11 protein-coding genes are annotated in these 14,556 nt (G+C 48.7%); 7 read left to right on the forward strand and 4 right to left on the reverse strand.

Annotated features, from left to right (window positions below; translation table 11 throughout):
• The first annotated feature begins 422 nt into the window (after positions 1 to 422).
• The 4 genes from ACOJUO_RS16285 to ACOJUO_RS16300 all read left to right on the forward strand — a co-directional run bounded on the left by ACOJUO_RS16285 (position 423) and on the right by ACOJUO_RS16300 (position 5,921).
• On the forward strand, positions 423 to 2,162 hold the full coding sequence (locus tag ACOJUO_RS16285; protein WP_422133054.1) for a dipeptide ABC transporter ATP-binding protein: 1,740 nt from the start codon (positions 423 to 425) through the stop codon (positions 2,160 to 2,162).
• 134 nt (positions 2,163 to 2,296) lie between these two features.
• Entirely contained in the window at positions 2,297 to 3,856 is a 1,560-nt protein-coding gene (locus ACOJUO_RS16290) for an ABC transporter substrate-binding protein (protein ID WP_422133055.1), read from the forward strand.
• A 128-nt stretch (positions 3,857 to 3,984) separates the two neighbouring features.
• A complete protein-coding gene (locus tag ACOJUO_RS16295) occupies positions 3,985 to 4,965 on the forward strand; it encodes an ABC transporter permease (RefSeq protein ID WP_422133056.1) in 981 nt (326 codons plus the stop codon).
• On the forward strand, positions 4,962 to 5,921 hold the full coding sequence (locus tag ACOJUO_RS16300) for an ABC transporter permease (protein ID WP_422133057.1): 960 nt from the start codon (positions 4,962 to 4,964) through the stop codon (positions 5,919 to 5,921). The genes ACOJUO_RS16295 and ACOJUO_RS16300 overlap by 4 nt, the downstream gene beginning before the upstream one ends.
• A 53-nt stretch (positions 5,922 to 5,974) precedes the next feature.
• Here the strand turns inward: ACOJUO_RS16300 and ACOJUO_RS16305 are convergent, their stop codons facing one another.
• Entirely contained in the window at positions 5,975 to 7,135 is a 1,161-nt protein-coding gene (locus ACOJUO_RS16305) for a glycosyltransferase family 87 protein (protein WP_422137511.1), read from the reverse strand.
• A 200-nt stretch (positions 7,136 to 7,335) separates the two neighbouring features.
• Between ACOJUO_RS16305 and ACOJUO_RS16310 the strand changes: the two genes are divergently transcribed.
• Together ACOJUO_RS16310 and ACOJUO_RS16315 are read left to right on the forward strand one after the other, a co-directional pair.
• A complete protein-coding gene (locus ACOJUO_RS16310; RefSeq protein WP_422133059.1) occupies positions 7,336 to 7,569 on the forward strand; it encodes a flavodoxin domain-containing protein in 234 nt (77 codons plus the stop codon).
• A 355-nt stretch (positions 7,570 to 7,924) separates the two neighbouring features.
• Entirely contained in the window at positions 7,925 to 8,728 is an 804-nt protein-coding gene (locus tag ACOJUO_RS16315; protein WP_422133060.1) for a M23 family metallopeptidase, read from the forward strand.
• 97 nt (positions 8,729 to 8,825) lie between these two features.
• Here ACOJUO_RS16315 and ACOJUO_RS16320 read toward each other — a convergent pair whose 3' ends face one another.
• On the reverse strand, positions 8,826 to 10,118 hold the full coding sequence (locus ACOJUO_RS16320; protein ID WP_422137512.1) for an ankyrin repeat domain-containing protein: 1,293 nt from the start codon (positions 10,116 to 10,118) through the stop codon (positions 8,826 to 8,828).
• Positions 10,119 to 10,499: 381 nt separating this feature from the next.
• Here ACOJUO_RS16320 and msrA point away from each other — a divergent pair, with 381 nt between their 5' ends.
• Complete coding sequence (msrA, locus tag ACOJUO_RS16325) at positions 10,500 to 11,141, forward strand: peptide-methionine (S)-S-oxide reductase MsrA (RefSeq protein WP_422137513.1); 642 nt, start codon at positions 10,500 to 10,502, stop codon at positions 11,139 to 11,141.
• A 305-nt stretch (positions 11,142 to 11,446) separates the two neighbouring features.
• Here the strand turns inward: msrA and mnmC are convergent, their stop codons facing one another.
• Both mnmC and ACOJUO_RS16335 read right to left on the reverse strand, forming a co-directional pair.
• The gene (gene mnmC, locus ACOJUO_RS16330; protein WP_422137514.1) at positions 11,447 to 13,459 is read right to left on the reverse strand and encodes a bifunctional tRNA (5-methylaminomethyl-2-thiouridine)(34)-methyltransferase MnmD/FAD-dependent 5-carboxymethylaminomethyl-2-thiouridine(34) oxidoreductase MnmC; all 2,013 of its coding nucleotides are present in this window, start codon (positions 13,457 to 13,459) and stop codon (positions 11,447 to 11,449) included.
• Positions 13,456 to 14,442, reverse strand: coding sequence for a tRNA-dihydrouridine synthase (locus ACOJUO_RS16335; protein ID WP_422137515.1), 987 nt, complete (start codon positions 14,440 to 14,442; stop codon positions 13,456 to 13,458). The genes mnmC and ACOJUO_RS16335 overlap by 4 nt, the downstream gene beginning before the upstream one ends.
• Between the last annotated feature and the right edge of the window lie 114 nt (positions 14,443 to 14,556).

Here is a 14,556-nt window from a genome sequence, read left to right on the forward strand (position 1 = left end):
GTTTACCCGAATGTGTTGTATGGGTTTGCCTGTTTTAACTCCGCCAATAGCGGAGTTGGACAGTCTCGGTTGCCTCTTTATTATACAATTGCAGCGTCGTCCGGTGGACCCCGGATTCGCACAATTTCCGCCTTGGTCGTTGCGCGACTGTATAAATAGAGTGTTTGCCAAAAGGCGAATGTGCACCTTTCAGGTCGCGAAGCTTTGATTGGATCTTTCTTGTTTCTATGGCCGTAAGTCCGTTTAATTCAAGAGTGAAAGGATTGGCAAAGCACGAATAAGAATTAGATGAAAAAACAGTCATCAATAAAAGAATCCGCTGATAAACGATTAGCAGGACAATAGCTTTTAAAAGTTTTTCGTTTATCGGAACGGTTATCAAGAAGCGACTGTGTTTTCACATTGAATTTGAGGGGGGGAGCATGTCCTTATTGGAGGTCAATGACCTGCGTATTGAATTTCCTTCACGTCACGGTGTTGCAGTGGCTGTAAAGGGAATGTCTTTTACAGTTGCCAAAGGTGAGATTCTGGGCCTCGTGGGGGAGTCTGGAGCCGGTAAGTCCACGGTTGGTAATGCCATTATTGATTTGCTCAGTGCTCCCGGTCGCGTCGCGGGTGGTGAAATCAGGTTGAATGGTGAAATCATTTCAGGTCTCTCTGGTGAAGCCATTCGTAAAGTGCGTGGCAAAAGAATTGGATTTATTTTTCAAGATCCAATGACTTCATTAAACCCGCTTCTGACGATTGAAACCCAGTTAGTCGAAACCATTATCGAAAATCTCGGATTAAATCCGGCTGAAGCTTTCATTAAAGCAATCGATTTGCTGAAGGCCGTGGGTATTCCCGAGCCGGAAATCAGAATCAAACAATATCCCCATCAATTTTCCGGTGGTATGCGTCAACGGGTAGTTATTGCAATTGCTTTGGCCGGCGAGCCCGAATTGATTATTGCTGATGAACCCACTACTGCCCTGGATGTTTCCATTCAAAACCAGATTCTTGATTTGATTCGTGAACTCTGTAAAGAGCGGGAAGTCGGATGTGTATTGGTAACCCATGATATGGGTGTCATTGCAAACGTTACAGACCGCGTTGCCGTAATGTATATGGGAGAACTGGTAGAGATTGGTGAACCTGGCAAGATTCTGAAAAATCCTGAACACCCCTATACACAGAGTCTGATCAGTGCTGTGCCAAGAACCGATGTCAAACTGCATCGTTTTCCGCGGGTTGAATACATTGAGAAAGTCGAAAGCCGCAGCATTGATGTCAAAAATCACTGGCTGGGTCAGCGTGAATCCTTTGGCTCTGTAAAAGATGAGAATCTTCTGAGCGTTGAAAATGTCATGCTCAAATTTGAAACCCAGTCAGCTTTCTTGAAAAAGAACCGTCGTTATGTGACAGCATCCAATAATGTTTCATTCAAAGTGCGTGACGGTGAAACCTTTGGTCTGGTGGGTGAATCGGGCTCGGGCAAGTCAACCATTGCCCGTGTGATTGCGGGTCTTTATCAACCTGACTCCGGGCAGGTCTTTTTCGCAGGTAATGATATTACCCGGCTGAACGAAAAGGCCCGTAAGCCTTTAAGACGACAGATTCAGATGGTATTCCAGAATCCCTATTCCAGTCTGAATGCCCGTATGAATGTTAACGATATTATTGCCGAGCCCATTCGTTTTCATGGCCTGGCTCAGTCTGAGCAGCAGATTCGACAGATCACTGCTGACTTGCTGGACCATGTTGGCCTGGGCAGTAGAGCCGGAATCAAGTTTCCTCATGAGTTTTCCGGTGGTCAGCGCCAGCGTATTTCCATTGCCAGAGCATTGGCGACCCGTCCCCGCTTCCTGATTTGTGATGAACCTACATCTGCGCTGGATGTATCGGTTCAGGCGCAGATTCTCAATTTGCTGAAAGATCTGCAGGAAGAGCTGGGCCTGACCATGCTGTTCATCAGTCACGATCTGACGGTGATCCGCCAGATGTGCGACCGGGTTGGGGTTATGAAGCATGGAACGCTGGTGGAAGTGGATGAGACCGAAAAGCTGTTCAAATCGCCCGAGCACGAATATACCCGGAATCTGATTGATTTGATGCCGAAAATGGATCATCTCTCCCATCGGGGTCTGAAGGAATTACAACAGGCACCCGTTGCACTGGCGTGATGTCTGATTGGCCAGCGCGTTAAAGCCCGTGTTCTTTGCCATGAGCGCAGAATCAGTTTTATTTTTTGTTCCAGAAAAAGTTGTTTCATACAAAAGTATAAAAACGTTTGTTGACCTGCCCAGAGGGTAAAATAATGAAAAAAATGATCAAGTCACTGGCTGGAGTTGCTCTGGCTTCTACATTGGCCATGAGTGTACAGGCCGCTTCGTTGAAGGTTGCTTACGACGCTGACCCTGTATCTCTGGACCCTTATGAGCAGCTGTCGGGCGGTACCCTGCAGATGGCACATATGTCCTTTGATCCACTGATTCGCTGGAATCAGGACTTGAGCTTTGAGCCTCGTCTGGCTGAGAAGTGGGAGCGTATTGATGACCTGACCATGCGCTTTACCCTGAGAAAGGGGGTTAAGTTCCATTCTGGCAACACATTGACAGCCAGGGACGTCAAGTGGACCTACGATCGTATGGTCGACAGTGCGGACTACAAAGCCATTTTCGCTCCTTTCGCCGAGCTGAAAGTGATCGACGACTACACCTTTGATCTGGTCACCAGGAAGCCTTATCCACTGGTTCTGAACTCTGCCACTTACATCTTCCCGATGGACAGCCAGTTCTATAGCGGTAAAGATGATAAAGGCCGTGATAAGGGGCTGATTGTCAAGCACGGTGATAGCTTCGCTTCCCGTCACATTTCCGGTACCGGACCTTACGTCGTCAGTGAGCGTCAGCAGGGCGTGAAGCTTGAATATGAGCGTTTTGATGGCTATTGGGACAAACAGTCTCCGGGTAACGTGGACAAGATTACACTGACGCCGATCAAGGAAAATGCGACACGTGTTGCTGCTCTGCTGTCCGGTGGTGTGGACTTTATCTATCCGGTACCACCTAATGATCATGAGCGTATCAAGCGTTCAGACGATGCTGAATTGATCACTCTGACCGGTTCCCGTCTGATCTCTTTCCAGCTGAACCAGGATCGTGTTGAAGCATTCAAGGATAAGCGAGTTCGTCAGGCCATCGTTTATGCTGTCAACAACGAAGGCATTGTTAAAAAGATTATGAAGGGCTTTGGCGAGGCTGCCGGTCAGCAGGGACCTGAAGGTTACGTTGGCTATGTTGATGAGCTGGCACCACGTTATGACCTGAAGAAAGCCAAACAACTGATGAAAGAAGCAGGCTATGAAGATGGCTTCTCTGTCACCATGATGGCGCCAAATAACCGTTACATCAACGATGCCAAGATTGCCCAGACCGTGGCCAGCATGTTGGAGCGTATTAACATCAAGGTTGACCTGAAAACCATGCCCAAGGCGCAGTACTGGCCAGAATTTGATGAGCGTGCCGCTGACATCATGATGATCGGCTGGCACTCTGATACCGAAGATTCAGCCAACATGACTGAATATACGACTGCCTGCAAGGATGACACTACAGGCTGGGGTCAGTACAACAGTGGTAACTACTGCAACGAGTCCATCGATAAGCTGGTTAAAGCGGCAGGGACTGAAACAAACCTGGACAAGCGCGCCAAACTGCTGCAGGAAGTTGAGAAGGAGCTTTATCAGGAAGCGGCTTACGTTCCTCTGCACTGGGAGAACCTGGCCTGGGGTGCCCGTAAAGGTGTGAAAGCCGAAGAAGTGGTGAACATCATGAACTTCCCATACCTGGCTGACCTGGTCGTTAGTGAGAAGTAATCCCCACAGGGCCGGTTTATGCTGGCCCTTTTTTTATTTTTTCTGATCGATAATTTTCTCTGGTCAGTCTGTGTCGTCATCTGAGTAGAGCGGCATTTTCGCGAGTATAAAACGCTGCAGGATTTTTTATGTTGTTATTTTTATTCAGGAGACTGATGCAGGGTCTGGTGGTGATGTTTGTCATCAGCCTGATCAGTTTTTCCATCCAGGATAATCTGGGTGATCCTCTCAGGGAGATGGTGGGCCAGTCCGTATCAGAAGCTGAAAGAGAGGTGCTGCGTGATGAGCTGGGCCTGAACGATCCATTCCTGGTGCAATATGGGCGCTTTATGTCCAAAGCCGTTCAGGGAGACCTGGGAACCTCTTACTTCTTTAAAGAGCCCGCCCTGGAAGTCATTATGAATAAGTTACCAGCGACGCTTGAGCTGGTATTCAGTGCTACCCTGCTGATTATTTTGATCTCCATTCCCGCAGGTGTTTACAGTGCTATTCGCCCGAACAGTTTTTTGTCCAGATTGATTCTCGGAGTCAGTATTCTGGGTATTTCTGTCCCTGTTTTCCTGACCGCTATATTTAGTATTTATCTGTTTTCCATAGAGCTGGGGTGGCTGCCTTCCTATGGACGGGGTGATTTAACCCACGTTTTCGGCAGTTGGGAAACTGGCTTCCTGACCAAAAGTGGCTGGCTACATCTGATTCTGCCGTCTATTTCTCTGGCCAGCATCATGCTGCCGCTCTTTATTCGTTTGATTCGTTCCGAGATGGTGGAAACCCTGCACAGTGAGTATGTGAAGTTTGCTAAGGCGAAAGGTCTGCAGAAAGCGCGTGTTTACTTCCTGCACGCTTTGAAGAACACCATGTTGCCTGTTATTACGGTAGGGGGGGTCCAGATTGGAACCATGGTCGCCTATACAATTCTGACGGAGACCGTCTTCCAGTGGCCCGGCATGGGCTTCATGTTTCTGGAAGCGGTAAACCGTGTCGATACACCCTTGATTGTTGCTTATCTGATCGTTGTTGGCGGCATCTTTGTGGTGGTGAATACCCTGGTCGATCTGATCTATGGCCTTATTAACCCAACTGTAAAACTGGCAGGAGGCAGCCAATGAGTGAGTTGCCCATGAATGAAGCAGAGGCACAAAAGGTGCCTTCTATCTGGCAGAAGATTCGTCAGTCCAATGTCTGGTACAGTTTTGTCAATGATCGTCTGGCCATGGTGGCTGCTTTTATATTGGCTGTTATGGTTGCCGCCGCCCTGCTGGCACCGGTTATCGCTCCGACGAATCCCTATGATCTTTCGACCATTGATATTATGGACTCCGAGATGGCGCCGTCCTGGAGTGAAGACGGCGATGAGCGATTCCTTCTGGGAACAGACTCTCAGGGCCGGGATATGCTGAGTACCATTCTGTATGGTGCCAGAATCTCCATTACCATCGGTTTCTTTGCAGTGATACTGCAGGCGCTGCTGGGCATTGTGATTGGCTTGACAGCCGGCTATGTCGGGGGGCGGGTTGACAACTTCCTGATGCGGATGGCGGATATTCAGTTGTCCTTCTCAACCATGATGGTGGCCATTGTCGTGTTGGCTGTTTTCCAGGCATCCTTTGGGTCAGAGTTATACAGCAAGCTGGCGATGTGGATGTTGATTCTGGTGATTGGTATTGCCGAATGGCCACAGTACGCACGTACGATACGTGCGTCGGTTCTGGCTGAGAAAAAGAAGGAGTATGTCGAGGCTGCCAGGGTCATGGGCTTTGGCTCCGGACGCATTATGTTCCGTCATATTCTGCCAAACTGCCTGTCTCCTATTTTGGTGATCTCAACCGTTCAGATTGCCAACGCCATTATCAGTGAAGCTGCTCTCTCTTTCCTGGGACTGGGGATGCCAGTGTCAGAGCCTTCATTGGGCTCACTGATCTCCAGCGGCTTTGAGTATATTTTTTCTGGCAGCTGGTGGATTACGGTCATCCCCGGTGTGATCCTGGTCACTCTGGTTCTGGTGATTAACCTGTTGGGTGACTGGCTGAGGGACGTGCTTAATCCCAAACTTTATAAAGGTTAAATCAAATTTTCTTCAGGAAAAAGGCCGTTTAGCGGCCTTTTCCTTTTTTGAACTCAGGGGGCAAAAACCCTTTTTCTGCTCAATTGCCAGATCAGAACGCCGGCGAAAACGGCAGCCATTAAAGGGTTGAACCAGCTGGTGGTATCTGTGACCAGCGTTCTTGAAATATCAAATGCTAACAGTACACCCAGGGCGATTAAGCCGATTATCCATGTCAGTGCTTTATCTCTCCATTGAAAGGCGGCAGCAGTAAACCAGAAGGCCAGAACGGAACCAAGAATAATATAATCGGTATTGACGCTTCTGGGGTTGAACATAACGTGATAGCAGGCTGCAAAACTCAATAAATAGATCAGGCCATTTCTGGTGCCATGACGGACAATGGCATAAAAACAAACGGCCCAGGTGGTGGCAGCCAGAATGATTTTTATTATGTTCTGCAAGGCTTCGGGTACTGAGTAGTTGAAAAGCTGCATGGGAATGTTAAAGAAACTGGCCCAGTTAGGTGTTGTTACTCCACGGTCAACTGCAGACTCGGCCATCTCAAGAAAGTTGTTGTACTGTTCAAGTCCGTAATCGAGCCCGCCAAATATCAGAGGCAGTGCAAGAAATGCCAGCAGCATCAGTGGCACTCTTAGCCAGAAAGGTCTGAACAAAGTGGTCACCAGCAGGAAAAAGACAATAAAGGTGGGTTTCAGACTCATGATCAGGGCCAGAACCAGGGCTGCCGAATTCCAGCGCTTCTCTATGATCTGGCTGATCACCAGCATCATGGCCGCAATAAGGATCACATTCACCTGGCCATTTCGAAAACCTGAAAAAGCAATGGGAACGGCAATCAGGCTGAATAATCCAAATCGGTTAAAGAGTGTCTCCTGTGAGTATTCCTGAAAGTGTCTCAGCAGTCTCAGGCTGGCCCAGGCATAGAGACCCATGATAAATAAACGCCAGAGCAGGTCAGCGAGAAAAACAGGCAGTTTGGTGACAGGAACAAACAGTAGGGCAAAAGTAGGTGTATAAATGAATCCTCCCGGTCCCGAATAGAGCTTTACCCGGTCGATCCATCGGTCAGCGCCCAGCAGGTAGCTGTCCAGCACTGTGTGCTGACCCGGTTCCAGCGCGACTTTGGCAAAGATCAGGGCCACGGCCAGCCCCCATAGAAACATTCCGAAAAGGGCAGCAGGATGATTTTTAAGGAGGGCTATGTCCTTCATCAGTACTCTTTCTTTTTTGAGTTATGACAAAAAATGGATAACTCCCAAATTGGCCGAAAGTCATCTGTTTTTTCCGAGGCTGATTACAACATACGATGAGAATGTCTTTTCTGCCAGTGGTCTGTATGAATTCCTCTCTGAAATTTCCTGTCCATTGGTGGGTGCAGCGTATTTGAAAGGGGCTTGTTTTCCGCTGTTTTTTGACTCTGTTTGCATCCAGGGAAGGTCAGACACAGAAAATCATCGAAAGGATGCGCTCCATAGTGAGTCATGCCGGTCACGGCGTGGATTTGGTTGATCTTGAAGGGCTGACAACCGGGATTCGTTTGCAGCAGTACGATGCCTTGATGCTTGGCAGTTCTATCCGATATGGCCACCATCATGCTGATTTTTTTCGTTTTGAGATCATGAGTTTACAGACTGGAGTCGTGTAACGCAGTTTGCTGAACGACTCGTTCAGCAACTGGCAAGCGAATTAAATGGACATAAGCACCCTGACGATCAGGTTTCAGGTTCAAAAGCCAGGGACATTAGTAAAGCAAAACCGTAAACGGTGGGGAGAAAAAGCGACAGAGCCAGAATAATGTAATCCATGTTCATGGAAGGGTACCTGCTGTTATTCTTTTTATATCGAAAATCTCATATCCTGTTTTGCAGTTACTTTGTCGGGTAATGCAGGCTGGATGAGATCTCCTGAGCCGGATAGCCTTATATCAATCTACCAGTTTGCTGTAACGTTTGAAAAGTGGTGGCGATAAAATAGTGATGCTTATAAGACATGGAGTCCATATGCGTTTAATTCTGTTACTGTTTTCCTTTTGGGTGTTGCCACTGGCCATGGCCCAGGATGTCGTTTCCCTTAAGTCCAAACTGATTCAGGGGGGCTTTTATGTAGGGCAGGTGAAGCCGGGAACTGAAGTCATCTATAAAGACAGGTCCGTCAGAGTGTCGGAACGGGGCCAATTTATCATCGGGTTTGGACGGGATGCCCGGCTTCTGCAAACAGTACGGCTGGTCGCTCCGGGTGGTAAAAAAGAGCAACTGAAACTCAGGTTGTCAAAGCGAGACTATAAAATTCAGCGAATTAATGGTATTGCCCGCAAATACGTCAGCCCGGCGGAAAAAGTGTTGGGTCGAATATCCGATGAAAACCAGCAGGTTAAATCAGCCAGACAGTTTGATTCCGTCCAGAAAGATTTTTTTGCAGGCTTTACACGTCCGGCAGAGGGGCCTGTCAGTGGTGTCTATGGCAGTCAGAGAGTGTTTAACGGTGAGCCGAGGCGACCGCATTTTGGACTCGATATTGCCGGTCCCGAGGGGGCTCCGGTCATGGCGCCAGCCAATGGTATTGTCCGGCTGGCCGAGTCCGATTTGTACTTTTCCGGTGGCACAATCGTTATCGACCATGGTTACGGCATCACTACCAGCTACCTGCACCTGAGCCAGTTAAAGGTGGTTGACGGGCAGAAGGTAAAGAGGGGAGATGTGATTGGTGCTATTGGTGCAACGGGCAGAGTGACAGGTGCTCACCTTGACTGGCGGGCAAACTGGTTCGATGTCCGGCTTGATCCTGCTCTGATGATGCTTCAGTGATGGGTCTGCATGCTCTGATTCATGGCGTTATTGAGTTTCTGATAGGGTCGCCTGGTTAGTCTGACTAATACCTAATGAATAGTTTCAAACTCTGTTATTAGCCGTCTTCGCTTTGAGTGCTGCCTGCTTGATTAAGAATTTCAATAAATTCCTGTTTTTGTTCGCCCAGATGTTCTAACAGAGCTTTAAACCTGAAAGTGCCAAAGCCGGGAATGCTGGCATCAGCTTTGGCCCCTCTGGCAATAAGTTTTTGAACCGCTTCTTTATCTTTTGCCAAAAGTGCGAAAAAAAGAAGCGTTTCTCTAGTAGAACAAACTGGCAGATTGACATCGGCAAAGGCAGCCATGCCAGCCGGAAGCAATTCCTTGAGCAACTCCAGAGAAAGAGGGTCGTCCGAAATTGCATCAAAAGCGGAATGCCCCGCATTAGTAAAAAGGTCAATTCTGGCTCCTGCCGAAAGGAGTATCCTGGCAAGTTCAGGCGCATTTTCCTTCAAAACTTCCTTATTGTAGTAGCGAGAATCATAAGTTGCACAGAAAAGAGGTGTGCATCCATCCAGATCAACCGCATTAACATCTGCGTGTTTGGCTATCAGTTTTTTCAGTGCCCGCTCATGCCCTGATTGTGCAGCTGCGTGCATGACATTTTTGCCATCTGTAGCTGTTTTATCGAAGGAGGCGCCATTATCGATTAAGGTGTCAAATAAATCAGGGTTTTCAGGATCCTCGGCAGCCATGTGAAGAGCTGTATCACCATCTTTGTTCTGGAGATTCATATCTGCTTTGAGGTCCAGAATTATCTTTAATGTCTGAATATTGCTGTTACATACAGCATGGTGTAGAGGCGTCATCCCTTTTTCATCTTGCAGATTAATATTTGCCCCAGAGTTTAGCAGTGAAGGGATCAATTCCAGGTTACCGTTTTTTGCGGCAATATGAATAGCTGCTATGCCCGCCTCTGAATGAAGAACGTTTGGGTCGACACCATCGGCGATCAGTTCGAGTGCTTGTTCTTCCCGGCCGACCTCGACGGCATGGGCAACGGGCGAGAAAGAGATGTCTTGGTCAATAGGGGCAGGTGTGCGACAGGAAGGACATCTAATGTCCAATACAGGAGAAGATGAACGGTAATCACGCAGACACTTATTATGGAAGAAATGCCTGCCAGGTTTTTCGGAGTCGCGCATGTATGAAAGATTATTTTTATGCAGCATCGTAACAGTATGTGGGCCGAATAGACTTGCCAGGCATATTCCGCAGAGGGGATTATCATCTCCTTGGGCAGTCACATTGGAATTAGTTCCATCTGATGCAAGTCCGGCCAGTCCGGCCTGAAGAGAAAGCATTTCATCCATTCGAGACGAATTAAAACAGTGAGGAGTTAAATTCATGAGTATTACCTCTTTCAGGTTTTAAAGAATAAGTATCAAACATTTGCCATTCCCGTTAGCGGTAAGGTGTAATACTGCTTTCATTTTATTTTCCGTGAAAATTTCAAGTTTCTGAGTCAGGCAAAAACATGCCGTTCATAAGTACTTTGACCAATAGTGCTGGAATAAGTTCCCTTTCTATGAGTCAGCTCAGTTTCGGGGCAGTGGGCAGAGTGACAGGTGCTCATGCTGGCGGGCAAACTGCTGCGATGTACGGTTTGATCCGGCTCTGAGGGTGCTCGAGTAAGGTTGGTTCTGCGAACTTTGCTCCACGGCAGTATTGATTTTCAGATCTGAGGCTCCATAAAGCCATTATGATTGTCAGGAATTGGAGGGATTAGAATGCTGTTTGAAAAACATCAACTGCCCAGTGAGGAAAGCGCTTTGAAAGGGCGTGATCGCGCGATTGAAGTGCCTGCAGAGCACTTTGTAAATGGTCATGCTATTGTTCCCCCATTTCCCGGTGCTCTGGAGGTGATTTATGTCGGTATGGGCTGTTTCTGGGGGGCTGAAAGGCTGTTCTGGAAGCAGGAAGGTGTCTGGTCAACGGCAGTAGGGTATGCGGGAGGTTATACCCCTAACCCGACTTATGAAGAAGTGTGCACTGGTGGCACAGGCCATGCGGAGGTGGTCATGATTGCTTTCGATCCGGGCGTTATCAGTCTGGACGCTTTGCTGAAACTGTTTTGGGAGTCTCATGATCCTACCCAGGGTATGCGGCAGGGCAATGATCGGGGCACTCAGTACCGCTCTGTGATTTATACCACTACCGATGAGCAGGGTGAGAAGGCTCGTGAATCCATGGCCCAATACCAGACAGCGTTGAATGAAAGTGGTAGAGGTAGTATTACTACGGAAATTGTTGATGCTCCGGCCTTTTACTATGCCGAGCCTTACCATCAGCAATATCTGGCCAAGAACCCTCAGGGATACTGTGGTATCGGGGGGACTGGAATCTGCATGCCTCCCTCATTGCATGGATAAAGTGAATTGCGTTTCCCTTGCGGTGGTGAATAGTTACAGGGCAAAAGTTACAGGGCAAAAGTTACAGGGCAAAAAAAACCGGACAGTCTCACAGAGGGGAGAGCTGTCCGGACGCAACTGTATGAAGATTACTTCAAGGTGTTGTTAACACCTGTGGTCGAATGATAGATGTGCTTTTATGGCTTCGCCCTGAGTAGATGTCCTTTTGACGATTCGCTATACCGATGCTTGCTATCGGTTATTACTTGTTTAAAACAATGGCTCGAATCTTCAGTGCAATAGGGAGTTAGAAAGCACGATCGGTATTAAATCTGATTTCGACTCATTGCCCTTACCAGAAACCGGGTTGGGTTCAAATGTTCCAGAAGATCAGAAGCGACAGGTGAGCACTCTCCATTCATCTTTGCAGCCAATAATTCTCCCGACAGAGGTGCTGTAATCAATCCTCTGGAGCCATGACCGGCATTGATATACAGACCATTCAGGTATTCAGGAGGATGAGTGAATGGGTGCTTCATGTTTTTGCGCAGCATGGCAAACTCATTCAGAAAGTCTTCCTGGTCAACAATCCCACCCACAGCAGGCATATAATCAGGCGTCGTGCAACGAAAGCTGGCTCTGCCTCCTGAAATGTTGGCCTGTTCTCCTCCCAATGCCCGGAAGAGTCCGGGCGCACATTTCTTTTGCATGGCCAGGTTTTTCTCATGATCTTCTTGTAACACCTCAGCCGAGTCACTGTGAAAGTCGAAAGTGGCTCCAATGGTATGACGACCATGGACGGCAGGAGCTGCATAGCCTTCGCCGCAGACGGTTGTTTTTAGCAGGGCACTGTCGTCAGTACAGCTTATCTCGGTGATTTGCCCTCTGATGTTCTTTAGTGGAATAAAGTTCAGGGCGGGCAATTGGCTGGACGCTCTGGCACAGGCAATGATGACATTACGGGACTTCATTATCCGGGAAGTGCCGTCAGCCTGAAGGGTTAAACTCCAGCCATCAGATCCATATTCAAGAGACTCTAGTCTCCTGTCAGAAAATAGTTTGATATTGTCGTGGTTCGCCAGAGTCTGGCAGAAAAGGGCAGGGTTTACCCATCCTGCACTCGGGAAGTAAAGGCCATCATGATCCAGCGGCAGGCCAGCGATCCCGGATAGCTCCTGGCTGGAGAGGGCCCTGAGAAAGTCAGTGGGAAAGAGTTGTGCCAGGTCTTGTTGACGTTTTCGAACTTTCTCATTGATAGCCAGCTGTACGACACCGGATTGTTGCCAGAGCTCCGGTTGGACACTGGCAAAAGTGTTCAATAAATGAATGGAGTAGAGGTAGCCCTGGGTGATAAATCGACTGAGAGGCGTTTTACTGGCCGAGAGCTTGGTGTAAAGAATACCCTGAGGATTGCCGGATGCCTCCATGGCCAGAGCCTGATGTTGCTCGATCAGAGTGACCTGCCATCCTCTTTCAGCCAATGCTCTTGCTGTGCTGCAGCCAGCGAGTCCTCCGCCAACGACGATGGCACTCTGAACTGGTCCATCAGTATTACGCTGGTCGGGATTCACAAACCATATCGGCCTGGTCTTCTGATCTTTGGCTGTTTGTTTCAGCCTGCCTTTGATCATATCCCGTTTGTGCCCGAAGCCCTCGCTTTTTTCGACACTGAAGCCCGCCTGACTGAGTCCGTCTCTGACGGCTCTGGCGGCCGTAAAGGTTGCGTAGGTGGTGCCTGCATGGCTTTTAGCTGCCATAACTGTGAACAGTTCTGGCTGCCACATCAGAGGGTTTTTCGCGGGGCTGAAGCCATCAAGAAACCAGGCATCAACCCGACCTTCCAGCTCAGGCAGTGTGTTTAGCACATCGCCGATGCAGAGTGTCAGTTTGACTCTTCCATCAGCAAAGCTGAAATGCTGATGCCCTTCTATGGCGGGCATGTAGCATTCAATCAGTGGTGTCGTGTACTTTTCCAGTTCTGGCCACAGGGAGAGTGCTTTATGAAGATCTTTACGGGACAGGGGATACTTTTCGGTTGATACAAAATGAAGTCTTGCCGACTGAGGCGCTTCTTCATCGAAACAGGCCCAGGCACAGAGAAAGTTGAGGCCTGTCCCAAAACCGGTTTCTCCAAGCGTAAAACTTTTGTTCTGGTGCAAAGCGGCGAAGCGCTTTGGCAGATCATTGCCCTCAATAAATACGTGCCGGGTTTCCCTGAGGCCCGAAGCGGTAGAAAAATAAATGTCATCAAATGCAGTGGATGCAGGCTGACCGTTTTCTTTCCATTCCAGGTCTGCATGGGTGACAGGCAGGATTGCAGAATCAGATTTACGGCTCATTTGGCTTCCCTGATAATATGGGAGAGGGTTTGCAGGCAGGTTTCCCGCTTCACTTTTTCAAACAGTTCACGGGCGTTGTCAGAGCTTTTACTCATTATGCTTAACCACTGCTTAAGCCTGCCATCCAGATAGCGTCTGGGATTGTTGATGAAATAAGGGTGCTCCTGCTCTGGATTATCAGGGGCAGAAACCACTTTTTCGGTAAACCTCTGGATCAGTGAAAGAGTGCGAGTCCAGCGTTCTTCAAGATCCTGGCTATGCTGGCTGGCGACAATGGCGGCAGGCAGATCAGGATCGCGAAGGATACCCCGGCCAATCATAATGTCCTGGCAGCCGGATACTTCCCGACACCGTTGGGCATCCTCAACATTAAAAATATCGCCATTGGCTACCAGGGGAATGGATAGGGCCTCTCGTAGTTGAACCAGCTCCTGCCAGTGGGCAGGAGGCTTATAACCCTGAAGTTTGGTTCTGGCATGAACCACCAGAGAGTTGGCACCGGCACTTTCTATGGCCAGGGCATTGTCCAGGGCAAGGTCACCATCCAGATAGCCCAGTCTCATTTTGGCAGTGACGGGCACCTCATCAGGAACCTCTTTACGAACTCTTGCGACAATCTCATGAATAAGCTCAGGTTCCTTCAGAAGAACTGCGCCACCCTTGTGGCGATTTACCGTTTTGGCAGGACAGCCGAAGTTGATGTCGACCCCTAGTGCGCCTAGTCGGGCAGCCTTGGCCGCGTTGTGGGCCATCATTTCCGGATTGTTGCCAAGAAACTGAATGTGTACAGGTGTTCCGCTTCGTGTACGACAGCCGTGCCTGAGCTCCGGACAGATCCGGTGAAACGTTTGTGTCGGCAGCCGGGTGTCGGTGATACGGATAAATTCTGTTACACACAGATCAATGCCACCGGCCTCGGTCAGCAGCTCCCGTAGCAGATAGTCGACGACACCTTCCATGGGGGCCAGGGTTATAGTGCTCATGAATGATTAGGGTATAGCTCTCGGGCAAACGCGACAATCTAACAGAAATTTCTGCACCTACAAGTGCTATCTTCTGAAGGCGATCAATAATAACGTGTGTCTTTTTATAAGACT

The sequence above is a fragment of the Endozoicomonas sp. ALC020 genome (genome assembly GCF_049275935.1).
Classification (GTDB): domain Bacteria; phylum Pseudomonadota; class Gammaproteobacteria; order Pseudomonadales; family Endozoicomonadaceae; genus Endozoicomonas_A.

What these genes read in the sequence shown, in the direction of transcription:
- ACOJUO_RS16320 (WP_422137512.1), bottom strand. Translation starts at nt 10,118, where the DNA reads ATGAATTTAACTCCTCACTGTTTTAATTCGTCTCGAATGGATGAAATG.
- msrA (WP_422137513.1), top strand. Translation starts at nt 10,500, where the DNA reads ATGCTGTTTGAAAAACATCAACTGCCCAGTGAGGAAAGCGCTTTGAAA.
- ACOJUO_RS16290 (WP_422133055.1), top strand. Translation starts at nt 2,297, where the DNA reads ATGAAAAAAATGATCAAGTCACTGGCTGGAGTTGCTCTGGCTTCTACA.
- ACOJUO_RS16335 (WP_422137515.1), bottom strand. Translation starts at nt 14,442, where the DNA reads ATGAGCACTATAACCCTGGCCCCCATGGAAGGTGTCGTCGACTATCTG.
- ACOJUO_RS16305 (WP_422137511.1), bottom strand. Translation starts at nt 7,135, where the DNA reads ATGAAGGACATAGCCCTCCTTAAAAATCATCCTGCTGCCCTTTTCGGA.
- ACOJUO_RS16295 (WP_422133056.1), top strand. Translation starts at nt 3,985, where the DNA reads ATGTTGTTATTTTTATTCAGGAGACTGATGCAGGGTCTGGTGGTGATG.
- ACOJUO_RS16285 (WP_422133054.1), top strand. Translation starts at nt 423, where the DNA reads ATGTCCTTATTGGAGGTCAATGACCTGCGTATTGAATTTCCTTCACGT.
- ACOJUO_RS16300 (WP_422133057.1), top strand. Translation starts at nt 4,962, where the DNA reads ATGAGTGAGTTGCCCATGAATGAAGCAGAGGCACAAAAGGTGCCTTCT.
- mnmC (WP_422137514.1), bottom strand. Translation starts at nt 13,459, where the DNA reads ATGAGCCGTAAATCTGATTCTGCAATCCTGCCTGTCACCCATGCAGAC.
- ACOJUO_RS16315 (WP_422133060.1), top strand. Translation starts at nt 7,925, where the DNA reads ATGCGTTTAATTCTGTTACTGTTTTCCTTTTGGGTGTTGCCACTGGCC.